Below are 24,630 nucleotides of genomic sequence, written 5' to 3' on the forward strand. Positions count from 1 at the left end.
GGTGTAGTTGACGGAGAACCGAAAAGCCATGAACTAACTATTCAGTGCCCGGCTGCGGGATGCGTATCGTCGTCTCGGTCGGCATCGATCGGTTCGTAGTCGTAGTCCATCCCCACGGGAGTGAAGCCAGGAACGTAGCTGAACCGTTTGCCAGGTTCTCTGTAGAACATCAAGGGGAGACTCCCCCGATCGTCACGTACCCCATACTCTGGAGGCCATTCGTTGAGTTCAGCCGACAGGCTGTACACTTGGGGGGCAGGAAGCGCTCCACGTTCAAGATCTCGCAGATCGAGGACCCGAACTTCGAAGTGACGGGCGAGTTTCTCAGCCCGAGGTGTGAGCTCGGTCGTATGACAGAGGACCGGCATTGCCCGACAGGCAAACGCTATCGTACACAGCCGGAAGATCTTCGCCGGGGTGATCGTGTCGCTCGTCCAGTCTTTACATTGGGCAACGATCCAATCGCTCGGCTTGTGCTGTTTTGTCTTTCGGGTGGCGACGACGTCAACCTCGAGATTGAACAGTTTCTGTCGAGTCGCTGCTTGGTATCCCCACCGAATCAACGCCCGCTGGAGTTGATACTCAAGCCACCGCCCATCGCCAACCCCACGCCCAGCCACGTCTACATAGACAGATCGGTGACTGGAGAGTTTCTCAAGCAGCGTGGAGTTGTCCGTCGACCCCTCAGAAAGTGCGTCCTGAAGAATGACGATGTGGTCTCGAATCGTTTCGAGTGTTTGCTCGATCGAATACTCTTGTGAGGAGTGGTCGTACCCCTGAATGGAGAGATCCTCAAGCAGCCGATCGAGACGTAGTTTGATGTGATACAGTGCCTGAGCAGGGTCGTCCCACGTCACCACCTCATGATCGCCTTGGGACGGGCGATGCTCTGTATCCGCAAGCTGTCGACGGATCGCTTTGAGCGCGTAAAGCGCGAGGAACAACCGCCGCCGTGTGGTGACAGCTTGGACGGTCGTAAGTGTCTCCTCGTCTGAGAGACCGTCCCGGAGCGTCTCGATCGCGTCGATAAGCTGGGTGAGTCCACGATCGAATCCCGGTGGAAGCGAGAGTGTTTCGTCCGTCATTGAGAGAGCGGGCTGGGAGTGAAGTCGTGGCGAGTCAGTGCGGTTTCTGAGAGCGGTAGGAGCGTTGGCTGTCCGTGAGTGCGAAGGTGGTGGTAGAACTCGTCTGTCGTCGCAGGATACCACTGTGGGCTATCGCGCTCCCGGTAGCGGAGGTCCCCGTCGACGGAGACGACTACACCCTGCTCGGTGGTGGCCGTCTTCGCGAACACGAGCGCAGGCGGATCCGGACGAGCCCAACTGTCGCGGGTCCACTCGAGCATCGTTTCGATCGGTGTGGGATCGACTGGCTCTGGATACCGCGCCGCTGCTGGAGCACGTATCGCGACGTTGTCGAGGCGATCACTCCCACAGGGACGCCACTCAGCGCCGGTCCACTCCAGTTCACGACGGGTCCACGTCTCGCCAGTGCTGTCGGGCTCGAACCGGAGGCGGCGAGGCGGAGCACTCGGTGGGTCCCACTGGAGGAGACATGTCCCGTCATCAGCGAGTGTAGCGTCCTCAGTTCGACGACGATACGCGAACAGTGCGGCGTCGATCTGTGCCCGTGCCTGCCGTAGTGTGGAGAGTGGGTCATCCCCCGGCATGGTAGGGGCCTCAGAGTCGTTGACTGTCTCGAACAGCCGGTGGAAACTCGTGTCGATGTCTCTGAGCGTCTCTAGTTCTGGCTGATACTCGGTCATTGGGACTCCTCCAAATCTGGCTTGTAACACGCAGTCTGGAGTCGGCGGATGTGTTCGGCGAGGGGTTCGGTCGCGTCTGTCGGAGAGACGGACTTCGATCGGTCATCAAACGCGATTGCGCCGCACTCATCGAGCGTCTCGAGATGCGATTGGGTCAGCGAGATGTAGACTGAGGTGCGTTCGTTGCTCCTGATTTTACTGGGGTCAATCGCATTCTCTATGGCGGCGATTTCGACGGCCAGATCACCTGCGGTAGTTGCTCCATGCGACTGTGAGAGTGAGAGCAAGACGCGCCGGCGACGACTGTTTGCGATCGCGTTGAACGCACGGTCTGGATCCATCGGGATGGCGAACGAGGTCGGATCGTCGGTGGGTTCGGTCACTTAGACCGACCCCACGATGATTGTTCGACCGGCGTTTCGCTGGCGATGGTTCGGCGGGATTTGAGAACTGGACTGTGCGACGCGATGTGTCAGTAGGTCAGTGTCAAGTGAGGTACTCTGGAAACCAGAGTTATCACTCCTGACCCTGTTTGGGTTGATTGCTGTCATTGAGTGGCAGCACGACTCCTCCGGCGTCTCAGCGCCGGAGGGTTCCGTCAGGAATCGTGCGTGAGTTGAAGAGGGTCGATTGTGACATTTATATGAGTGTCACAAACTGAGAGCCGAGTATTTGGCCGCTTGAACGCCTCTAAAGCAGATGTTGGATTGTGTTCTTAATCACCTCTTAAATCACGCACCACCTCAACTGGTGGTTAAAAATAATCCTTCACTACGGGGGCTCTTCTCTATCTACGCGATTGGGATGGGGTGATGAATAGGACCGCGGCCACAAGACCGCTGACAGCGCCGTGAGAAACAGTTGACTTCCCAAATGTGGAAACGGACTCAGTCATCTATCAAATGGCACAGCGGGTCCAGCAGGCGGGCTCACCAACGGTGGTCGAACACCGGCAAGTGGGTGGGAGTGGCCAATATGTTGTAACTGGTGAAGGTCTAGAGGGGGACGGTTTTGAAAGGTGGCAGCTACAAGTGTGACGAGAGTACCGAGGTCCCAGTAGAGCGATTTCGGACGAGTTCCGTATGAATGTCGATACAGAAACCATCCAGGACCGATGTACCGATCCCGTGTTTGAGCGGGGGCAAACCTATCGCAGGGAGGGACGGATCCAGCAGCTCGACCGGTTCGACGATCTCGTGTCGGCCGTTGTCAGCGGATCGAACCCGTACGACGTGACTATCAAATTCGGTGGCCGAAGTCTTGAGACTCAGTGTACCTGTCCATACGACGGCCATGGCGACTGCAAACACGTTATCGCGGTGCTCCTCGCTATCGCAGACGACCCGCCAGAAGATGAGAGCGAGCGTATCGAGGCTCTCCTTGCGGACGTCCCTGTCGAAGAGCTGCGTGCGTTCGTCCACGGGATTCTTGCCACTCACAGTACAGTCCGAGAACAGTTTCTCGCGCAGTTCGGTGACGAACACAAATCGGTCGGTGAGTACCGCGAGGAGATCGGACGCTTGTTTGAGCAACATGCCGATCCGACGGTGTTCGAAGCGATCGACTTCTCCCGATTCTTCAACATTGCCGAACAGTATCGTGAGCGCGATCGATACCTCGCTGCTGCAACCGTCTATCGGGCAGTGTTCGAGGAAGTCGATGAGAATTTTAATTGGATCGACGGTTCCTACGACCACTACGCACAGATTATCCAGACAGCTCTCGATGGATACATCGACTGTGTCTTGGCAACCGATCCCAGTCCGGAGGACTTCGAAACGTACGCGGGTGTTTTGGAAACACGGGCATCGACAGAGTCAGAGATTAACAACAGGCAGTTCTGGCGAGCACTCGACGACCTCGAAGATCGATACGACGAATAGACCACTACGATCTCAAAACAGCGACTCCAACTCCCCGTCACTATCCATCAGCTCCGAGAAACGGCCCTCACTCTCGTCAGTGATCTCCCCGAGATTCTGTTGTGCTTCGATTGCGACTTGCTGGAGCTCTTTCACTCGCGGGACGTTCGTCACGCCACCGAGCAGTACGAGTGCCGCGACCGTTCCCTCACCACGTCGTGGATAGTCACCACCACGGACCTCCATCGATCCGGTCTGTTCTTCGAGCCACTTGCGACCGTGCTCGATTCCCTTCCGGTTGAGATACTCTGGCGGACCGGCAACGATGAGCAGCGCCCGCTCTGTCCCGCTCACCTCACAGGGCAGCGTGAGCCGACCGAGTGTTGCTTTCCGGACGAGACTCGTGATTCGGTTGGTGGCCTCGGTACTGTCGATCCCGTTATCTGTATTGCCACGGAGTCGCGAGAGCAATCCCTTTCGCTCTGGCTCGTCCACCTCGACGTCGGCGTAGCCTAGCGAAGAGATTCCGCCCCCTTTGAGCGTATTGATGATCTCCGAAGAGTCAACCACGCTTTCAGCGACATCGCTTCCCTCGGTTATCTCGCCCGCACTGAAGAGCACGCCGAACCGCTGGACCAACTCCTCGTTGATCGCATCGAACCCTTCGCCAACGGATTCACCCGAGCTGCGCCAGGCGTCGTTGTCGAATAGCATGAGATTGTCCACCTCATCGACGAACGTCTTGAGCGATCGAGCGGCGTTCAGCGTGTAGATCCCACCCTCATCGCTCCCGGGCAGGATACCAAGCCCGTACACTGGCTCGGTGTAGATTCGCTTGAGGTTCTTGGCAATCACGGGTGCCCCACCCGACCCCGTCCCGCCACCAAGCCCCGCAACGACAAGGAACGCATCGATCTCGTGGACTGGCACCGAGTCGAGTGCTCCTTGGATCTCGTCAATATCCTCCTCGGCCACTTCTGCGCCCAACTCGTTATCTGCTCCCACGCCGTGTCCCTTCACTCGCGATTGCCCGATCAGGATCCGGCGGTCTGTCGGGAGGTGGTCGATTCCCTGGAGATCTGCTTTCGCCGTGTTGACGGCGATCGCTCCCCGAACGATATCAGCGCCTGTCCGTGCGTCGTAGGCCAGGAACTCGTCGACCACCTTCCCACCCGCCTGCCCGACCCCGATCAATGCGAGTTTCATGTGAACACACCACGTGTGACTACGCGGGTTGGACGTATAAAACTTGGAAGAACACTGGAAAACCGGTGTGGGGGTCCATGAATAATGTAATCGACCCAGAGCACTCGCAAAATGGTGTGGTCAATGAGAGACAAGACAAAATGGAGTGAATAGCCCTACTGGAACCTGTGTGTCGCGACTCGTCGGCCGTCGGTTTCGCTCACTCGTTGGAGGGGCGGTCTTCTGAATCGTGGTACCAGCCATCTCCGCCGAAGTACGGGTGCGGTGTGACGAGGTCGACGCCGGTCGTTCCTTCGGGCAGCGGCATGTTCCCGATCTCCTCGCTCTGCGCTTCGATCTCTTCGCTGAACTCCCCATCCAGGTTGATTCCGAACTCAACAAGCATCCGCTCGACCTTGATATCGATCTGCTCCATCTTGATCCGCTGGTGGCGGTTGTTCACCCCTTCTCGAAGGAGCAGTTCATGTGCCCGTGTTTTGGGGATGTCGTGGTAGTCTGCAATCTCATCGATGAGGTCCGCTAATTCGTCGGCTACGTAGCCGGAGATTTTCGTCGGCATCGCGATGTCTCTCGCGTAGTGGGTAATCAATGTGTCTGGTGAGTAACAAGGATTGATAATCAGTAGACATCCTCAATAACACTAGGGACTAGTCATGACTCTCCTAGCAGCGAGTGTCCTCACGCGATTCCCAACCGGACTGTGGAGGCGGTCATCGCTACCCGCCTGGTTGTATCTGCCCTGCCCGCAGCTCGTTGTCTCTGCCTGTCCCCACACTGAAAGTGAGTGGCTGTGTTGACGCGACTGTCTCTACCGGACGTCGGTCGTCGTTCCTCCGTGGGTGTGCCCGCCGGGATGTCTACTCGCTTGGTTGCGATAGCCACTCTGTCCGGACGGGCCACCTCCCGATCGGCGTCTGTCTCAACTTCTGACCGACTCGTCTCTCCCTTGCTAATTCAGTATCTGATTTCTGATACACTCTCTGCGACATCTCGCCCGATCTCATCTGTCTCTCCCTACTTCTTGGCTCCGGCCCGTCTCCTCGCCACGCGACCGACCTTCTGGCTAATTTGCTCTCAAAGCCCCTAACATTGTGAATTCACGGAACCTAACCACAGGGGAGGAGAGGTATATTAGAGCATCTCTAAAGCTCTCTCAGGCCCTCAGAACCCAACCAGCGGGATTATCGGATAGGGTTAGTTAATGAAGAAACACCTCTATGAGCTTCCCGTCTTGTCATTATTTCATATATCAACAAACAAATAGTATTCATTACAAAGTACCCCAACTCGCTTCCTGTCGTGTCATTATTAGCTGTGTTTTTGGATTCAACAGTGTTCATTACAGAAGGGTCGCATCTGCCCACCGTCTGGTCATTATGGAATTAATGAAAAAATACGCCTAACCCGCCCCCGTCTAGTCATTAACTCTTGTTGTCGGAAGTGTCAATATGTTTGTGAGTGGCATTTTCTGTTTCATTACAATATGCCTGTATTTGGCTCTCGTCGTGTCATTATTGATTTCATGAACAGCTCCCGATTCTACGGTGCAGTCTTGTCATTACATCTTTGATGAGATTGGGCCGGACTCTTGGATCATCAAGAAATTGGTTAATGATAATCTTCCTAATATCGCCCCCCGTCTTGTCATTAAGGGTTTAATGAGGAGAGGGTACTTTCGCGGTCCCGTCTTGTCATTAATTAGATTCTCTACCCAGCTATTGTCTTATTTATTATATATGGAACGATTTCGTTTGTGTATCTGGGTCTGAGAATTGACGCTCGGTGGTCCTGTCGCGTGGGCGGTATCCGCACACGATACGATCTGGGTCGCCTTTCTTCGTTAGTTTGTTTTGGTCTCTGCCAGATGAGGGTTCGTTGTATTAGTGATGGATGAAGCTTCTCAGAGTGTGGGTGAAAACAATTCTATGGCCCCAGATTGTTGTTCTAGATGGTCACAGATTGTGGTCTACACGGCCCTAGTTGGCCGCGAGATATTGCCGAGACAACCGTGAGATATTGCCGAGACGACCGCGAGATATTGCTGAGGTAGTTGCTAGTCGTCTCCTAGATCCTTTCTGAGTTTGTTGATGCCGAAGATTTTCTGCGCGCCATCTGCGTCGAGTTCGCCACTGACTTTCTCGAAGTTGTCTGATTCTCGTGCCTCAATATAGCCGAGCTGACCAGTGAGCGACGACAGCAGCTTCCGCATCCCGTCGACATCTTTAACGACCCAGATGGCGTCGGCATCTGCGTCTCGGAGTTTGAAGAAGTCGTCTACGACGTGTCGTCGCTTCTCCGGAGACAGCTCAACTTCGATGACTTTGTCCCGATCGTCGGGAGATTCCTCTGTCGCCTCGACGTAGAGATCGAATTTGAGTTCGCTGCCCTCAGGGGTGTAGTACATGTATGTCTCGTAGCCGAGCCCGTCGTAGTATGCGTCAATGAGCTTGACGCCGACTCGATGTTCTGGGCTTTCCCGACCGTACTCACCGCCGTCTCGCGGCGCGAGATTCTTTCCTGCGACGACGGTGGCTTCGTCTGTCGGCCAGTAGTACGCCTGTCTGTTTCCGAGTTCGAACTTCTCTAAGAACCCCCACTCGATGAGATCGGGTGCCGTCTCGCTGTACGGGAGGACCTTCATCGAGTCCTTGATGTGGTAGCCATTGAGCCCGTCTGTGAGAGCGTCGAAGACCATCCCGAGGAACGCCGCGTGGTCGTCTGTGAACTCCTCGGAATCTTCCGGAGCTTCCTCTCCATCGTCCGAGTCTTCGTCGTCATCTCCTCCAGATTTCACGCCGCTGTCCATGTCGATCGCTTCGTGCTGCCGGTTGACGCAGTGGCGATCTCGGCTTCTCTCACGAACCATATCCGCGCGAGAGCTGACGTTGAACGGTCCCGCGCTGTGCCCTGGCGGGATGGGAAGTGGTCGGAGCGTGAGTATCTCTGGCTTCTGTTTGTGGAAGCCCGTCGACGGCAGCTGGACGATCCACTCCCCTCGGCGGAGCCCTGCGATGCGGTCTTTGATCTCGTCGTTTTCGAGATCTTCGTGGAACAGCGACTCGGCTAAGAGGTCGTCCGTCGCGACGTTGCCGATGATCTTCGTGTTGATGTTGTTCAGGATTTCCTTGTACGCACGTCGGTTATCCTGCGGGTTGTCCCCGAGAACCTGCTCGGGATACTGCATGATGAGCCCGAGCGAGAGGTTGAACTCACGCCCTTTCGGGAGGAGTTCTCGGTAGACGATTTCGTTGCGAGCGATGTTCGCAGACTCCTCGATGATGACGTTCGTGATGTATTCATCATCGTCTGGCGTCCAGATGGATTGGGCCGAAGTCCACAGGTGTGAGAGGAACAGGACCGTGAACACTTCGCTGCTGGCCCCGCGCAGACTCCCCGTGTCGATGAGGACGACCTTGTTCGAGTTGAGGATGCTCTTCATGTCGAGCATCGGAATCTGCTCTTGGTTGTACCAGTTGGTGTCCTCGTTCCAGTACTCCTCGTCGACTGTGTACGACAGCATATCCCAGATGAAGTCGCGCTCTTTCAGCTTCCGGATCCGGTTGAGGACCGCGTCGGTCGTGTTCATGAACTGGCGCGCGTCCTTCTCAAGGTGGGATTCGAGGATGGACGTCACCTGCGTGTCGACCGTTCGCGGGATGGCCTTGAGAACCGTCTCGTAATCCTTGTCGAGATCCTCGACCTGCTTGCCGAACTTCTGGAACTTCTGTGCGGCCTCCATGAGTTCGCCGATAGAGAAGTAATCCTTCCCGTGTTCGCTGTCGAACAGCGCCTTGATCAGGTTGGTGAGGATTTCGTTCGCGACGAACGCCTGCTCCACTGTTTTCTTCCCGAGGACGAATCTGAGCAGCTGGAAGTAGTGGTCGATGATGTCCTGTTTGGCTGTCTCTCGTGCCCGTCCTGCGCCCTCTGTGAGCGGTCTGAGGTCGAAGAAAGGCATCCCCGGAACCATCCCATCTGCTTCCGGGATTTGGATGTATTCGACCTCGGAGACGTTGCCGAACAGCGTCCGGTGACACCGCAGGTAGTTCTCACACATCTCGCCGTCTTTGGGATCGATGAGGATTGTCGGCCCCTCGAGACTGTGGTGGGTGGTGAGCATGTCGTTAATCGTCGCGACCGTTTTCCCGCTCCCAGTCGTTGCTGCGCGGATGTAGTGCTGGGTGAGATGGTCTGCCGATAGCGACAGTGCGTCTCGCTTCGCGAGGTGGTCCCACCACTCGTTTTTCTCCTCGATGGCGCTGATTTTCTCTGGTCCCTCAGAGTTATCTCGGAGTGCTGTGACGGCGTGACCGATCGTCATCCCGGTCGAGAACTCCTTGAAGACTTCTTCGTTCGGGGAGGTGAGCGGGGACTGAGCCGTCGGTCTCCCACCGGTTCCGCCCCGACTCGCTTTCGGGAGCGTGTCGATTGACGGGACCGTGATGAAGTTTGAGAGCTCGTCGATGTTACAGACGAGGATGGGTTTTCGCCGCGACCAGGACTCAAGCCCGTTGGGATAGGTGATGCCGTGGTGGAGCATCCGCTTGTACTCAGGTTCGTTCGTGCCGAGGTAGTTCCCCTCGATCGAGTAGAACTTCCCACTGAGCTGGTTGAGCGAATCTTGGAGATTCCGGGCGCACTCGGTGTCTGATGTCGCCGCTCGGAGGGTGACGTTGTACGTGTGAGATGGGTCTTTCAGGTCGATCTGTCCCATCCGTCCCGTGCCTGAGCGGTAGCCTGCTGTCTGAGAGTCGTGGATTGAACCGCCGATTTCGTGGGGCGTATCACTACGATGGCGCTCCTGTCGCTCTTCGTCAGAGACGCCAAGGACCCCGTCGAGAAGCGTCCGAAGGACAAGGCCGCCGGTCGTGTGGACGCCCTGTTTGAGGTTTCCTTTCTGGCGTTCGGCCTTCGGAGACCAGTCTGCGCGTGGCTCGAAAACCGCTTGAAAGACGACCGAGCCCTCCGTTTGGATGATGGTTTCGAGGAGATTGGAGAGTGGCGAGCGTTCGATCGTTTCGTTGTCGAACGATGAGAGCGTCGTCATCCAGTCTCGTCGTTTCTCCTCAACGCCCTCCCAGCGAACCATCTCGGGGACATCATCGAAGACGTTCGTGATGTCAAAGTTTTCCCGTCCGAATTCGAAGTTCTCTGGATACTGCGATCTCGTAGTGCTTTCGAGTCGGTCACAGGTGACTTCGCCACGCTCTCCCGGCCCGATGAAGAACTTGAACTGGACTTCATCCTCGGGCTTGTAGATGATGAATTCGAAGTTGGGGGAGGATTCGATGAAGGGAATATGGAGATCCATATCAAGCGGGAGCTTCCGTCCGTTGCCAGATCGATGGAGTCCGTACAGTTCTCGTTTGACCGTCTCTGAGTTCACCTCCTCACGGACCGGAGTTATCTGAATGTATTCTTGTTCGGATTCGATCTGTTCGATGAAGTCTTCCGCTTCGTCACCGTTGAGTTCCCCACTAAGTTGGGGGTCGGCAGATGACTCATAATTTGCTGGAAGTTCCGAGAGTCTGGAGTCAGGAGAATTGTTTGAGGCGTCCTCGAAGATATCGAACTCGCCTTCAGATTTCTTCGGTGTGGGACTTCCTTCCTGCCTGTTAGATGGATCATTTGGCGCCGAGGTTCTGCTGTCGACACTGCTGTCAGAACTCTCATTCAAGGGATACGGCTGGTTTTCATAAGGTTCCTGTGGACCGGCGGGTCCTCCAGGTGATGGAGGATCGCCTTTCCGGTGATTGTCTTTTTGACTCACCATAAAAAATTCGACACAACCGGGTTAAATGAGTCTTTTGGGGGGTGCTGAGGCAATATTCGGGCTAGAATTTAACCAACAGGGAACTGACATTCTAACTCAATATCCCTCTACTACTCAGAATGAACAATTCCGGGATCAAGCCCCGAGGCACTCGACCTGCTCATCTGTAGATCATGGTTCGTGTAACACTCAGTCGAATCTCTTTCCGTAAGTGTCGATCACTCGCATCTCCATGACTTGATGCGGTTCAGTGATATGAAGAACGCTGCCGTGGTGGTTACGAACGCAACTGATTCCTCAGGAGAATCCTACGGAGGAGCAATCGTCGACCACTCGGTTCCGTTCCGTCTCCAGATCTAGAAGACCTTGGGCGAGAAGCGTCGTATAAAGCTTGTCGATGCACCGAACCTCAAGCATGGGGAAGTAGGGCTTACATCGAACAAGGGCAATTCGTCTCGGAGTAATCCCCTCATCGGTCGATTTCTTCCAGAGCTTCCGTAGCGACATCGCCCAATTCCCCGGCCTCGATATGTGAGTAGCGCTCTCGGACCATCTCTTCGGAGTTATCGAGATAGCGGGCCGCCACCGTGTACCCAAACGCGCGGACAAGTACTTCACCCATCCCACGACGGCCGCCGTGCGGAGCAAGATAATCGTGTTTCGGATGGTCGATGTCGATCTCTGCGTCATCCGAGAGCCGTTGGAGAATCGACCGTGCGCCGTCCGTCGTAATCGATGGCGGCCGAAAATCCTCATCAAGCGCTAGCAGTAAGTCGCGAGCGTACTCCTCACGGCGCTCAGTAATTGCTTCTAGGCGTTCCCCTCGGTCGGCTAGCTCATCCTGGACGAGCCCTGCGAGCGTCCGTTGGTCGAACGTCGGAAACACCGGCCAGCGCTCCGTCGGTGGGTCCATAAGTCGACGATAGCTCCGCAACGGCGAGATCACCGGGTCGGGGAGACTGGCGGCGTCCCACTGCTGTTTTTTCCGGTAGACGTCCATGCTCCCGTCCTCGAGCGAGAGGTCCTCCCAGCGGACGCCGCGCCGGCGCGGGTCGTTCGGATCCCGGAGGAGTTCCCCCACGCGGACGGCCGTGTACGCGAGGACGAACACCAAAGCCCGGTCACGAGCCGCCTTCAGCGCCACATAGCGCGCTCGCTGCTTGTCGGGGTGATCAGTATCCTCCGAAAGTGTCGTGTACGCTTCGACGGCATCGCGAGCCCGTTCGTCGACGTGGCGGGTGAGAGCGTGGCGCTGTTCGGACGTCCAGGCCTGCTGGTCACCGGGCTTGCGGCCGTCGTCCTCCGGCAGCGGCGCCATCGCGCTCGCCCGCTGCGCGTAGTGCGCTTCGAGATACCCCTCATTGACGCACCAGCCACACCACGCAGAGATATAGCGATAATAGGTTTGGACGGTGTTCTGTTTGAGGCCACGGTCACCAGCGAGATGCCGGGCGTACTCGCGGAAGACACGTTCGTCGAGATCGTCGAAGGTGGGATCACGATCGACATTGTCCGAGACGATTCCTGTCCAGTCGTCGCCGCCGCGGTCGCCAGCGGCCCACTCGGAAAACCGCTCGAGTTCGCGTGCAGCGTTACGTCGGTAGTTCCCACCGTCGCCACCGCGGCCCTTCCCCTTGTCCTGGAGGTAACGTTCGAAGCTGTCGTCAAGAGCGTATTCAGACTGGGAAGACCGATCGTCGATCATCGGTCTTCACCTCGTTGGTGTGTTACCGGAATTCGTCGGCTGTGATCATTTCGAGATATTCGACGCTGACGTACCGAAAGTCGATACGGTCGCTGAAGCCATGTTGCGGAAGAAGCGTCTCGGCGGCTCCTCCTGCGGGTTTGTCGGTCGTTAAGAGCACAACGTGATCGGCCCGTCCAGTGTCGAGTAGTTGGGCAACAAGTCCGACGAGTGCCGTATCCGCTTTCTCGATGCTGTCCTCGTCGCGGTCGGTCTCGCTGGCGATGAACCGACGCGTTTCGTCCATTACCGTCGAGACGAGTGGGTTGGCGTAGTCGAGCTCGTCCGCAACAACGATCCAGCCTTCTTCGAATCCATCGGGATAGGGTATGTTTCCGGAGGGATATTCGTCTGCAACAGGATCGCCCCCGAGTTCCTCGTAAACGCGCTGTGGGATCCGTAGCGAGACATCGGCCTGTCGGAGAGCTCGACGAAGCCGTTGAAATTTGTTGTTGTCCGGTCCACCACACCGAACGAAGACGCCAGTATCGGCGATATAGACCGTTGTCATGTAGCCGCGTCGGCGTACTCGGTGGCAACTGGTTCCAGCGCTTGGAGGATAATCTCAGCTTCAAGCGGAGAGAGGTCAAGTTCCCGGGCTGTGATTCGATGGTTGACTGTCCCGTCGACGTACTCGTAGGCATATTCAAGTGCGACAGCAAGGCCGTCGAGGCCATGGCGCTCAATGTAGACGTCGATGTCTGTGTCCTTCTCGCGGCGGGCAACAGCGGCGATAAGTGCTGGCGTGATTGTTTGGGTCTCGCCGTCGGCCGAAAGCGTGAGGGCGATTGACTCAGCATCGTATTCGTACGGGCGCTGGTCGCGAGTTTTCTGTACTAATCCCGCTGTTTCGAGGTTCTGGACGTAGTCGTAGGCAGTTCCCTGCGGGATCTCGAGCTGGTCGAGGATCTCGGAAACAGTGGTGGGGCCGTGCTGCAAGATGTAGGCGTAGATGCGGGCGAGTGCGGGAGTTTCGAGAAGGTCGGCCACCGTCTGGAGCTGCTGAATGGGTGGCTGGCCCGATTGGGGAGGTGATTGCGCCATCTTGGTTATGAATTATGGATAATTCATGATAAGGCTTCCGGCGACAGATTGGAGTTCGCAACAGATCCGAGACAGGCTGGGGGACAGCCGCTAGTAGCGTCTCTACCCCGGGGGAAGCGTCTTTCTGAGCCGATTGTACCATTCGTGCTTCTCCGACGGCGGCGGGGTACTTCAAAGTGGTCGTGATTATCCAAGTAATCATAAGTAGCGACCTAATCGCCAATTCCGGCGAAATCGCCCTTCTCAGCCCGCGTGAGATAACAAATACATCTTTTAAAGTGTATGACGCTATACAGAATCTCTCTCGGTGGGAAGTTGAGACTACGGCGGCTATAGCACCGCTGGTATGCACGATATCAGCCGAACCACCGAACTTGACACGGTTCACACTCGGGCCGGGACACCACTTCCAGTTAGTATCCCAACTAGAACTGCGTATTTGAAGAGATCAGAACAGCGCTGCCGCTCGTTACTCCTGTTCTCACTGGCTCAATATCGGCGATTACCCGACTCCAGTTTCCTTCTTCAACAGTGTGAGCGTATTGTCCGCAGTCACAATCGGGGAATGCTCGTACTCACCCGTCAACTCGACTTGCACGAGGAGGTCGACGGCCCGCCAGATTGAGTACAGCAGACAGGCGAACGCGAAGTAGAAGAATCGCAGTACGAAGTTCTTCGAGGTTGTCGCGGCCATGAACCGCTTAATGCTCCGGTAGCCGCTCTCGATCTCCCAGCGATAGCCGTACTCACTCAGCAGTCCCACATTACCGTTGCACATGAACACCGAATACTGCCGGTGGTCAGTGTGTTCAGAATTCTCGTTTCGACGGTACACGAGCGTCGTCTGGTGCCACTCATTCTTGCCCAAGTGGAGCTTACGGTCGTTCACGTATCGATCTGTCTCACTCTTCAAGAGTCGTTTCGCCTGGGCTCTCTCGCTCGTGTGCATCCGCTTTGGGACGACGTACGTGAGCCCGCGTTGGCTAATCATCTCCAAGACGTGTTGGCTGTCGAATTCTCTGTCCATCAGCACGCTGTCGACGTGGACGAGGTCCTCAGCCGAGTCAAGTAGATCCTCGACAATTTCCAGCCGACTCTCGCCACGCCGCACCGGCCTTGCGTCTAAGACAATCGGGACCGCATTACCGACGAGCTGGACGGTCGCCCACTGATAGGCGTATTCGTCGGTCTTCTCTTTTGTCCCGATGATCTCATCCTCGTGACCTGTTCTATCACCGGTGAAGGGCTCAGCTTCAGTGATGTCGATGGCCACGATTCCGGCTCGGAAGAACTGCTCTGTCTCCGCGACTTCATCCAATAGCCGTTTCACGGCCTGACGGTACATCTCACGAATCTCCGCTATCGAGAGGTCACGAATCTGATCACGATGGGCGTGCCCCAGAGGTGTCCGACTACGCGTCGACTCGTAGATGAAGCTCCGAGCCCCCTCATTGGCAGCTAAGTTCTCGCGGAGGCCGAGATAGGTCTGTAAGTCCCAGTAGGCATTCTCGTGGATCTCACAGCCCTCTCCGCGATCCATCGAGAACGCCGGGAAGACAACGCGACTGACGTGATCCGTGATCGTTCCCGCCTGTTCCAGCACGGTCTGCTCGTCCGGATCGGAGTCTCCGGTACTGTCTCCTCGCTGAGGGAGCGTCCTGTCCGGGTCACGCGGAACGCTCACACCCGCGTTTTGGGCATTGATCAGGGCCGTCCGGGCAGCCGTCTCAACCGTCTCGCGTAACTCACCCGTGAAGCGCTCGTGCCAGCTACGCCAGAGCGTCGACTGATTCGGAACGCTCTCGAGTCCGAGTTGCTCACGCAATTCAGGGTGGCACTCGAGGAATTCGACGAGTGCTGTCTCGTGGTCCCATCCGTGGAGTTCTTTCAACATGAACACTCGAAAGAGGGTGTCCATCTCGTAGCTCGTCGATCCCGCATAGCGGTCATGGGTCTCGAATTTGAAGTAAGCGAGCGGCAGCGAACAGACGAACTTTTCGACCGAGTTGTGGCACTCGTGGCAGAACCACGTCTCCGAAATCGTCCGAACATCTGATTCCAGTCCCGCGAGCGACGTTCGGTCATACAGTGGTGTCGAATCATACGCCGGCCACTCAACGTACGATCGCTGAGCGATACGTCGAAAGATCGTTCGACGAGACTCGGGAGTCGAAGCCACTACGAGATACTGACTCGGACACGCAGAAGTCCTCGTCCATCTCGATAAGAGACATCGAGATTGGGGAAGGTCGGTACTCGCTAGGGGAGAGAGATTAGTTCCGCAATCCGGTTCCAGGGGGAACACATTTCCTCCACATGCCTCTAGTCGGACTATGGCTCACGAGTGCGACGATTGCGGGGAGTCGTTCGAGACACTCACTCATCTCCGACTTCACGACTGTGGCGATGTCCAATCGGACACGTTCTCGACCTCGACCGATTCGGGGAGGTCTAAATCTGACTCATCTCCAAGCCAAAAACGGAACAAAGAGGTTGCCGAACTCGATAACCTGCTTGATCGTTTCTCCGACGGTGACGTGGATGCCCTACACTACGCAGTCGTCGAATTCGAAGCAGCACTCTCGACTGCAGTCGAGGAAGACAGCAGTGGAGATACGTTTCGGGACGTCTTCTGGCCATACTACGAGCGCGTCAGCAACGAACTCGACGATGCAACGAGAGTACACGGTTGGCCATTCCTTGCGGATGTAATCGATGCGCATGAGCCCACTGAGAAGGCCGAATTTCCGCTCGTCACGCCCACAATAGCAAACGCTGTCGGGCGATATCTTATTCGAACGCGGATAACCGATGGTGTCGAGGCGATTCCGGTCAAGGCACTCGAATATCTGAACACTGTCGCGGTCAACGCTCCCGAAAGCGACGATGTCGCACGCGAGGAAGTCCATGCTTATGGGTGGGGAATCGGACATCCAAACCACTCAGTCGTCGACCAGCTCCACGCCCGTACGACGGAGGACATCTTCTCCGTCAGCCCAACAGTCGAACACGCCTTCTACGCTGACCAGTACGCTGCCGTCGACCTGCTCGAACAGCTGGTACGAGACGAATCGATCAATGGGACGCTCCCTCGCGTCACCCGTGACGATATGCCATATCGTCGCTACCTGCTCGACTGCGTCTACGGACTGAAAACAGACAGCCACTGGCCGGGGATGCCACGGTACTACGACTGGTACGATGAGTTGGATTACGCCTTCGAACTCGACGAGACAGTCGAACAGCGTATCCGAGACCTCGTCGAAGAGATGGGCTTCGATGCCGATCTCTCGAATGACTGGACGTTCCGCGATCTCGGTATTTGAGGGAATTAACAGTACGCTTTCCCCGCCGCCCGACATACTGGCTGGTAATGCCGTTCAGCGTCACGTAGCACGTGTTCTTCAAGCAATAAGAACTCCTGGCTCTGATAGGATGAAAGCCTGCTAAGTCCTCAGAGTGCGTAAATAGGTACTGGGGTGGTCAAAGGCCGATGATTCAACAGCGTTTCAGAACGCGTGGCTCTGATTGGCCTACGTGCCAAGGAAGCACCATCATGGGAGGTCGAATAGGTGTTGCTCCATTTACGCACACACCACCCATCAGCGCAGCAGCAGCTCGTACCGATCTGCTAGGTGCTTGACCGCATGGAGGAATTTGATCCACAAGAAGTGGCTCTGTTGAAATCCTCAACAAATGATATATTCTGGCCCGGTTGCGGTCAACACAGGGAGTTAACCTACCTAAAGCCGACCGATTTTCTCGGGTGTAAGTATTTGTCGGAGCACTATGGATTATTCATATGGCGATGTCCTCCAAGACCCTCAATGTGGGATTGCGTGATGTCGGTTTCTCCCTCCTGTGTATCGTGTCGGTCGCCGCGATACTGCCCGTACAATTCGTCTCACTGATCGTCTTCGATACCATCGGACTCGACCAATTCATTCCCAGTACAGTGATTTATACGGTGGTGCCTGCTGTAGTGGTGACTGCTATTCCGGCAATCGTGGCCGCTCGTCAATACAACCGTCGGGGTTCGCAGGTGATTACGGCGGTAGTGTTCATCGCCGCGATCCTCGCCTCTATCCTCGTGTGGAGCGGGTTCTTCGTCATCGGATAGCGACGAAACACACGCAGCTCTCACCAACCGGCTGTTTCAGCCTATCGTATCTCTGAAGAATGTGGGTTCAACAGAGCCGGATATGTGGCTCTGTTGAAATCCTTTTCTTCAGATATGTTCTCGTCTGAGATAGCCGGTTACTGAATAGTGTGAAGTTATCGATTGATTTCGAGTGTCCACTCATCATACGCTTCGATATACACCCACCCAGCGCCGTCGTAGGTTTCGGTCGTTTCTCCTTCAAATGAGCTATCCGTTTCGAAGAGGGGTTTACGAGGGTTGCCGTGAGGGCCGAGAATACGAGCGACAAACCGGCCCTCCCCGGAATACGTTGCATTGATCGATGTTTGTCCAGTGAACTCATATGGACGCGTAATCTGGCCACTCGCCGGATAGCGATGCCGGAAGAGAGAACACATCCTCCTGACTGGGACGTGGTTGCTCAACACGAAGGTGCCAGTCACCGGTTGCGGTAACCTCTATGACGTATTCAGCATCATATGTCCCTTCTGCCCACCGACCTTCGACAGCGCCCTCTCGATCTACGAGTACGAGTGAGTGTGAGGCCTCCTCAGAGCGCAGTTCGACAGTGAAATCGCTGTCGCCGTCGTGCTCGTATTCGACTGCAAAGAAGCCACCTTCGTTACGTACCTCCTCAATTATCGTAGGACCTTCACCGTCGAACAATTGTGGGTTTGGATCCTCGAACACTTCTCTCTGCTCACTCTCATCGGAATCATCCCGAAAGCATCCGGCAATCGCAAGACTAAGACTCAACCCGCTCATCTGGAGAAGGTTCCCACGCTTCATATTAGACTGATTGGACTGGGAAGTGAAATGTCTTCTCGGTTGTCCTGATTCGCTGTATACTTCATCTGTACTGAGCGATTCATGAGTCCCCTGTACTGAGCGATTGAGGATGAAAAACTATCAACTTCAGAGGGTTTCAACCTACACGTCAAAACGGCGCCACCGACGTACCGACGTTCATCACCGAGAGCCGAACTGTCGCAGAATCCTTTCCAGTTGAAGAGCACCAACAGCTGTTCAGCGCCGAGTACCACGACTTGACAGCGTGAAAGACAGTTGCTGAACCCTTTCTACGAGTAACCTGGCTCTGGAGCTCGCCATGCAACCACGATTCCACAGATAGCGACGACTCCAGCGAGTAGAAATGCCGTATCGAACCCCGCTCGGTCGACAACAACGCCGCCTACAATCGGGGCAAGGAACGCCCCCGCTAACCCGACACTCGTCTGGAACGCGACGGCTGTCGCAGCGACTCTTGAATCGACGACTTCCCGGACATACGTGAAAGACAGCCCCAGCGTAAGCTGAACCGCGAACCCGGTGAGCAGCAGGAGCGCAACGAGTAATGGAAGTGACCGAAACTGAGTGAACACCAATACGAGCGGAGCAGCAGCTGCGAAGGACCCGAAAACGATGGGTTGGCGGCGACCACCGAAGACGCGGTCAGACAGGAGGCCACTACTGATTCTAGAGACGACCCCGATTGCGGGGAACACTGCCACCAGGAGTCCACTCACAGCGAGTGACAGGCCAAGCTCGGTCGTGAGATACGACGCGCCCCAGCTATTCACGAACAAGTACAGCGAATAGCCGAGAAACCCGAGCAATCCGACAGACCAGACCTCCCGGTTCCGAAGAACTGCACCAAACTCCTGAACCGAGGGGGCATCTCCCTGACTCGTCCCGATCCCTCGACTTGCTGGCCAGAATACGATGAGACCCATGACTGTGAGCCCCGTGAACGCAATAAAGATTGTAGGCCACCCGAATCGATGCGCAATGAGTGGCCCGGTTCCTTGACCGAGCGCGAATCCGATCGGGCCACTTGCGGTGAAAATGCCGACAGCGGTTGCTCGATTCCCGCTAGTCGCTGCTCGACTCACGATATCGATGCCAGCGTTCCACACGACGACGTAGGCGACCCCCCCAAGCGCTCGCGACGCAATCACTGATCGGTAGTTCCCTTGCCGTCCAGCGATCCATCCCCACGTTCCGGCGACAAGTAGTGTGAGAACGGCGAGTGCCATCACGTTTCTAGAGTCTGTCCGGTCAAGCACCGCACCAACTGGAAGGCTTGCAATCACTGCAGTACCGAACATGACTCCAACGAGGAAGCCTGCGATTGTTGGCCCGATACCCAGCGAGTCACGAATAAGCGGGGAGACGCTCGCGGGCACAATCTCGTAGGCTGCCAACCCTGTCGAGATGAGGCTCGCGCCGGCGACGATACCCCACGTTGACTGATGTTTCTGGTGTGGATCGCTATTAGTGGGTTCTTGATGCTGGGGGGTCGGTTGGGTAGTCATTACTCGAGAATGTGGACGGACGGTGAACCACGGAAATCGGGTATCGACAGGTGCCTGTAACGAATTCTGACGATAGTGTATCCATGTTATGTATCTCTCCGCATACCTTTAAGGGTTAGATGGTAAATCCTTTTATTCTCTTACTGTTAGATGGTTAACCACCAATGTACATTCATTCTGGCCTAGGCCAGCAGCAGAATTGGGGACGAATTCGAACCGGGCTCGAGGGAAGCGTTCCCTGTATTCAACTGATCGAATAATGGTCGCTTCTCAATTAGTCCTCAATTCGTCGACGGTACTACTCGTCGGAACAAATAACTGGCTCACGCAATTCGCTGTTACGCTTGAGACACGGACTGACGCGACTGTACATACAGTTGGAACCAAGGCGGAAGCGAGTGATATAGTCCGAAATCGGACCATTGACTGTCTCATCACCGGAGACACGCTCGAAGGGGCAACAGGGCTGGAACTCCTCAAGGAGATCCGCACCGAAACCACGACGCTCCCGGTCGTACTTTGTACCGCCGCTGGGAGCGAAGCTATTGCCAGCGACGCTATCAAGGCTGGTGTCACGGATTACATCGTGCTCACGGAGCCGGTAGAAGAGATGACCGACGAACTCATCGAACGAACCGAGCGTGCCGTCCGATCCGCACGGCGGACAGCCACGCGATGGGACCGGGCCAGACAGTTCGACGCCATATTCAACGATTCGCGGACCGCGACGTGGGTGCTCGATCCTGCTGGCTCACTTGCGCGTGTGAACAAGACAGCACGGGAAATGAGCGATGTGGATGTTGAAACGATCGTCGGTGAACCGTTCTGGACGCTTCCGTGGTGGGCAAAGACCGGTACGAAGAGCACGGACGTACAACAAATCGTGGAGAACGCGTTCGATGGGAGATTCGGCAACGCGGTCGTCACACAGCCGCCACACGTCGAGGATCCACGCGTCATCGATCTCTCCGTGCGTCCAGTCGAGAACGAGCGTGGAGATCTCGTTTCAATCGTCGTTGAGGGCGTAGACATCACCGAGCGCGTCGATCTCGAACGCGACCTCCGACAATCAGAGGAGCTCCACCGCGTCACGCTCAACAACATGACCGATACCGTCCTCATCACGAACGAGGCCGGCGAGTACACCTATGTTTGTCCCAACGTCCACTTCATCTTCGGCTACACGGCCGACGAGATTCACAAGCAAGGGACGATCGACAACCTCCTCGGTACGGACCTCTTCGACTGTGAGGAGCTCACAGAAGACGGCGTGCTTAAGAACATCGAGACGACCGCGACGGACAAAGCGGGTCGTGAGCACACGCTTCTGATCAACGTTCGCGAGGTCTCGATTCAAGACGGGACGCTTCTCTTCAGCTGTCGGGATATCACGAAACGTAAGCAACGCGAGGAGGCGCTTGCGACCCTCCAAGAGACCGCCCGTGATTTTCTGTACGCCGAAACGCATCAGGAAATCGCCCAGCATGTCGTCGACGACACACCTGTCGTCCTCGATCTGGATGCAAGTGCGTTCTATCTCTTTGATGCTGATGCCAACGAGCTTCGACCCACAGCGCACTCGGCGACGATGAAAGAACTCAACGGTCCGCTCCCCACCGTACACGCCGACGGCGAAACACTTCCGGGTTACAGTTTCGTCGAGGACGAAGCGCTGTTTTTTGACGATGTTCATGAGGCAGACCGGCTCGAAAACCGGGTGACTGACCTCCGCAGTACAGCCTACATTCCACTCGGTAACCACGGCGTGTTCGTCGCTGGCTCGGACCGAGTCGGCGTCTTCGACGACGTAACCCGGGAACTGGCTGATCTTCTCGCTGCAACCGCCGAGGCAGCCCTTGACCGCGTCACACGCGAGTCCCGACTTCGAAAGCAAGATCGCACACTACAGGAACAAAACGAACAGCTGACCGAGCTGAATCGGATCAACGAGACAATCCGAGAGATCGATCAAGCTCTCGTGCAAGCGGAAACACGGGAGGAAATCGACCATACTGTCTGTGAGCTGTTGACCGGCGAGGACCGATTCCAATTCGCCTGGATCGGGACGATTGACCGGATAACTGACTCCGTCGAACCACGGGCTTGGGCAGGCAGCGAACAGGGATATCTGGATAGCCAAGCATTCGCTATCGACGCATCAGCTGGGGAGCCAGCCGGGCAAACCGCGGCCACTGGCGACGTGACGATAGTGACGAACGTCGCCGCTGGTCTCCGCGACGAGCCGTGGCGGAAGGCCGCACTGGCTCGTGACTACCTCTCTGTATTGAGCATCCCTCTCGTGTACAACGACCTTACGCACGGCGTGTTGACTGTCTACGCACCGACCCAGGACGCGTTCGACGACACGACGAAGGCTGTCCTCGCTGAACTCGGCGAAACTATCGCGTCTGCGCTCAGTGCTATTGAACGAAAGAATGCACTGCTCACGACATCGGTGACGCGGGTCGAATTCGGCATCGATGATCCTGCGTTTATCCTTTCACGGCTCGCTCGAGACGCAGCGTGTACACTCTCGTATCGAGGTGGAGTCCAACAATCCACAGAGGGAAGTTACGTGTTTGTGACTGTCGACGACGGAGCAGTAACTGACGTTGTAGACGCCGCCTCGCAGTTGGTCGGGATTGACGACGTACAACAGATTAGTACGGATGGTGAGGGGAGTGTGCTCCGGTTGCGGCTTACCCAACCGTTTCTCGCTCTCGAGCTGGCCGATCATGGTGCTGTCTTCCACGAGGCAACCGCCGACCCGACATCCACAAGCCTCGTCATCGATATTCCGGACAGTATCGATGTCCGGACCATCACCCAACTCGTCCGAGAGACGTTCTCCACCGTCGAACTCCGTTCGAAGCAGACGCTGGATCAGTCCATGGAACGCGACTTGTACTCGAAGTTCCTCGAGAAACTGACCTCACGGCAACTCGAGGTGATCCAGACGGCATACTACAGCGGGTTCTTCGAGTCACCACGCGAGAACACAGGCGAAGATGTTGCGGAGACACTCGGAATCTCCCCTCCAGCATTTTATAAACACTCTCGGACTGTCCAGCGCAAACTGTTCGAAACGCTCTTCGAGGAGCACAATATCTCAATTTCGGGAATCGAAGAGCTCAATAACTAACTCCAAATTTCAGAGGGTGTTTGGTGGTTAACAGCTGAATATTCCCTTATACACTTATTACACGTACATAGAGTGCCCTATATTACCGGCTGGCACTCGTGAACCCACTATGATAGATGTCGACCCTGAATCAGACGAAAAAACCCCGTACGAGTGCTTCGAGTGTGGCAGCATCATCATCGCAGAAGACAGCCCAGGCCAATGTCCCGACTGTGGCGGCCCGATGCGAAACCGGCGAATGTCACTTGAATAATTATGGCATCAAAATCTGAGAGCACCCACAACGGATCGGACGACGAGGCGGCAGAACCAATCGAGCCTGAGTCGGCACTCGAGACCGCCCGCCGTCAGTTGGATCATGCTGCCAGTCACTTGGATATCGACCCCAGTATCGTCGAACGGCTCAGATATCCGAAGAAAGTCCACGAAGTAACAGTCCCAGTCGAACGCGATGACGGTACGGTCGATGTGTTCACCGGCTACCGAGCTCAACACGACAGTGTCAGAGGCCCGTTTAAAGGAGGGCTCCGGTATCACCCCGAGGTGAGTAGAGACGAGTGTGTCGGACTCGGCATGTGGATGACCTGGAAGTGCGCTGTTATGGATCTCCCGTTCGGGGGTGCCAAGGGTGGCGTCGCAGTCAACCCGAAAGAGTTGAGTTCGGGAGAAAAAGAGCGACTCACTCGTCGGTTTGCCCAGGAAATTCGCGATGTTATCGGACCGAATCGCGATATTCCCGCGCCGGATATGGGTACTGATCCACAGACGATGGCGTGGCTGATGGACGCGTACTCGATGCAGGAAGGTGAAACGATACCGGGAGTCGTCACCGGGAAGCCACCAGTCATCGGGGGGAGTGAAGGTCGTGAGGAAGCGCCTGGACGGAGTGTCGCGATCATCACCAAGCAGGCCTGCGAATATTATGGGAGCGATCTCGAGGGAACAACGGTCGCAATCCAGGGCTACGGGAGTGTCGGTGCGAACGCCGCCCGGCTGCTTGATGAGTGGGGAGCAATGGTCGTCGCAATCAGTGACGTGAACGGCGCAATGTACGACCCAGACGGGATCGAGACGGCGACCGTCCCGTCACACGACGAGGAGCCTGAAGCCGTCACGAAATACGCAGATGACGTGATCTCAAACGATGAGTTGCTCACACTCGATGTTGACGTACTCATCCCTGCCGCTCTCGGAAACGTGATCACCGAAGCAAATGCGAGTGCGATCGCCGCTGACCTCGTCGTTGAAGGCGCAAACGGTCCCACCACTTCGACGGCGAGTGCGATTCTCGCAGAGCGAGACATTGCAGTTATCCCCGATATTCTCGCTAATGCTGGCGGAGTCACGGTGAGCTACTTCGAGTGGCTCCAGGATATCAATCGCCGATCGTGGTCGCTCGAACGGGTGAACGACGAACTCGAAACGGAGATGCAAGCCGCTTGGCAGGCAGTCACAGACGAATACGAGCACCGCGATGTCACGTGGCGTGATGCAGCCTATATTGTTGCGCTCTCACGGATCGCTGAATCCCACGAGGTACGGGGGCTCTGGCCGTAGGGAGATGGACTATCGCCCACTCAGACGGATCCGACAGCCAACTACCCCGTTTGAACGGGGACTGTTTGGACTGTATCAACT

At 56.1% G+C, this 24,630-nt stretch carries 18 protein-coding genes; 6 read left to right on the forward strand and 12 right to left on the reverse strand.

Annotated elements, in window-relative coordinates; genetic code table 11:
- Window positions 1-41: 41 nt before the first annotated feature.
- Genes CK500_RS15475 through CK500_RS15485 form a run of 3 tightly spaced genes read right to left on the reverse strand, consistent with a single transcriptional unit; the run spans window position 42 to window position 2,106 of the window.
- The gene (locus CK500_RS15475; protein ID WP_095638099.1) at window positions 42-1,085 is read right to left on the reverse strand and encodes a hypothetical protein; all 1,044 of its coding nucleotides are present in this window, start codon (window positions 1,083-1,085) and stop codon (window positions 42-44) included.
- Entirely contained in the window at window positions 1,082-1,765 is a 684-nt protein-coding gene (locus tag CK500_RS17650; RefSeq protein WP_233139237.1) for a hypothetical protein, read from the reverse strand. Before CK500_RS17650 ends, CK500_RS15475 begins: the two co-directional genes overlap by 4 nt.
- Complete coding sequence (locus CK500_RS15485) at window positions 1,762-2,106, reverse strand: DUF7344 domain-containing protein (RefSeq protein WP_095638152.1); 345 nt, start codon at window positions 2,104-2,106, stop codon at window positions 1,762-1,764. Before CK500_RS15485 ends, CK500_RS17650 begins: the two co-directional genes overlap by 4 nt.
- 741 nt (window positions 2,107-2,847) lie before the next feature.
- On the opposite strand from CK500_RS15485, the gene CK500_RS15490 reads away from it, so the two are divergent.
- A complete protein-coding gene (locus CK500_RS15490) occupies window positions 2,848-3,648 on the forward strand; it encodes an SWIM zinc finger family protein (RefSeq protein WP_095638100.1) in 801 nt (266 codons plus the stop codon).
- Between the two features lie 12 nt (window positions 3,649-3,660).
- Here CK500_RS15490 and CK500_RS15495 read toward each other — a convergent pair whose 3' ends face one another.
- From CK500_RS15495 to CK500_RS15525, 7 genes are all read right to left on the reverse strand, one after another.
- Window positions 3,661-4,833 (reverse strand): tubulin/FtsZ family protein, encoded by a 1,173-nt coding sequence (locus CK500_RS15495; protein WP_095638101.1) that lies wholly within the window; start codon window positions 4,831-4,833, stop codon window positions 3,661-3,663.
- A gap of 199 nt (window positions 4,834-5,032) precedes the next feature.
- Complete coding sequence (locus CK500_RS15500; RefSeq protein WP_095638102.1) at window positions 5,033-5,392, reverse strand: hypothetical protein; 360 nt, start codon at window positions 5,390-5,392, stop codon at window positions 5,033-5,035.
- A 1,494-nt stretch (window positions 5,393-6,886) separates the two neighbouring features.
- Window positions 6,887-10,606, reverse strand: coding sequence for a type IV secretory system conjugative DNA transfer family protein (locus tag CK500_RS15505; RefSeq protein WP_233139239.1), 3,720 nt, complete (start codon window positions 10,604-10,606; stop codon window positions 6,887-6,889).
- Window positions 10,607-11,075: 469 nt separating this feature from the next.
- Window positions 11,076-12,311, reverse strand: a complete 1,236-nt coding sequence (locus tag CK500_RS15510) for a phage integrase SAM-like domain-containing protein (RefSeq protein WP_095638103.1) — start codon at window positions 12,309-12,311, stop codon at window positions 11,076-11,078.
- Between the two features lie 22 nt (window positions 12,312-12,333).
- A complete protein-coding gene (locus CK500_RS15515) occupies window positions 12,334-12,861 on the reverse strand; it encodes a hypothetical protein (protein WP_095638104.1) in 528 nt (175 codons plus the stop codon).
- Window positions 12,858-13,394: a DUF7437 domain-containing protein gene (locus CK500_RS15520; RefSeq protein ID WP_095638105.1), complete on the reverse strand. Its 537-nt coding sequence runs from the start codon at window positions 13,392-13,394 to the stop codon at window positions 12,858-12,860. Before CK500_RS15520 ends, CK500_RS15515 begins: the two co-directional genes overlap by 4 nt.
- A gap of 502 nt (window positions 13,395-13,896) precedes the next feature.
- A complete protein-coding gene (locus CK500_RS15525) occupies window positions 13,897-15,573 on the reverse strand; it encodes a transposase (protein ID WP_095638106.1) in 1,677 nt (558 codons plus the stop codon).
- A 154-nt stretch (window positions 15,574-15,727) separates the two neighbouring features.
- Here CK500_RS15525 and CK500_RS15530 point away from each other — a divergent pair, with 154 nt between their 5' ends.
- Together CK500_RS15530 and CK500_RS15535 are read left to right on the forward strand one after the other, a co-directional pair.
- Window positions 15,728-16,720: a hypothetical protein gene (locus CK500_RS15530; RefSeq protein ID WP_095638107.1), complete on the forward strand. Its 993-nt coding sequence runs from the start codon at window positions 15,728-15,730 to the stop codon at window positions 16,718-16,720.
- A gap of 476 nt (window positions 16,721-17,196) precedes the next feature.
- Window positions 17,197-17,514, forward strand: a complete 318-nt coding sequence (locus CK500_RS15535; RefSeq protein ID WP_095638108.1) for a hypothetical protein — start codon at window positions 17,197-17,199, stop codon at window positions 17,512-17,514.
- Between the two features lie 360 nt (window positions 17,515-17,874).
- Here CK500_RS15535 and CK500_RS17010 read toward each other — a convergent pair whose 3' ends face one another.
- Both CK500_RS17010 and CK500_RS15540 read right to left on the reverse strand, forming a co-directional pair.
- Entirely contained in the window at window positions 17,875-18,324 is a 450-nt protein-coding gene (locus CK500_RS17010; RefSeq protein WP_144049584.1) for a hypothetical protein, read from the reverse strand.
- Between the two features lie 290 nt (window positions 18,325-18,614).
- Window positions 18,615-19,850 (reverse strand): MFS transporter, encoded by a 1,236-nt coding sequence (locus CK500_RS15540; protein WP_095638109.1) that lies wholly within the window; start codon window positions 19,848-19,850, stop codon window positions 18,615-18,617.
- A gap of 259 nt (window positions 19,851-20,109) precedes the next feature.
- On the opposite strand from CK500_RS15540, the gene CK500_RS15545 reads away from it, so the two are divergent.
- The 3 genes from CK500_RS15545 to gdhB all read left to right on the forward strand — a co-directional run bounded on the left by CK500_RS15545 (window position 20,110) and on the right by gdhB (window position 24,549).
- Window positions 20,110-22,992 carry a bacterio-opsin activator domain-containing protein gene (locus tag CK500_RS15545; protein WP_095638110.1) on the forward strand — a complete coding sequence of 961 codons (2,883 nt, stop codon included), beginning with the start codon at window positions 20,110-20,112 and terminating at the stop codon, window positions 22,990-22,992.
- Between the two features lie 109 nt (window positions 22,993-23,101).
- Complete coding sequence (locus CK500_RS17015; protein ID WP_137691468.1) at window positions 23,102-23,245, forward strand: rubrerythrin-like domain-containing protein; 144 nt, start codon at window positions 23,102-23,104, stop codon at window positions 23,243-23,245.
- Window positions 23,246-23,247: 2 nt separating this feature from the next.
- Window positions 23,248-24,549, forward strand: a complete 1,302-nt coding sequence (gdhB, locus tag CK500_RS15550; RefSeq protein ID WP_095638111.1) for a glutamate dehydrogenase GdhB — start codon at window positions 23,248-23,250, stop codon at window positions 24,547-24,549.
- The last annotated feature ends 81 nt before the right edge of the window (window positions 24,550-24,630 follow it).

The organism is Halorubrum salipaludis (assembly GCF_002286985.1).
GTDB lineage: Archaea > Halobacteriota > Halobacteria > Halobacteriales > Haloferacaceae > Halorubrum > Halorubrum salipaludis.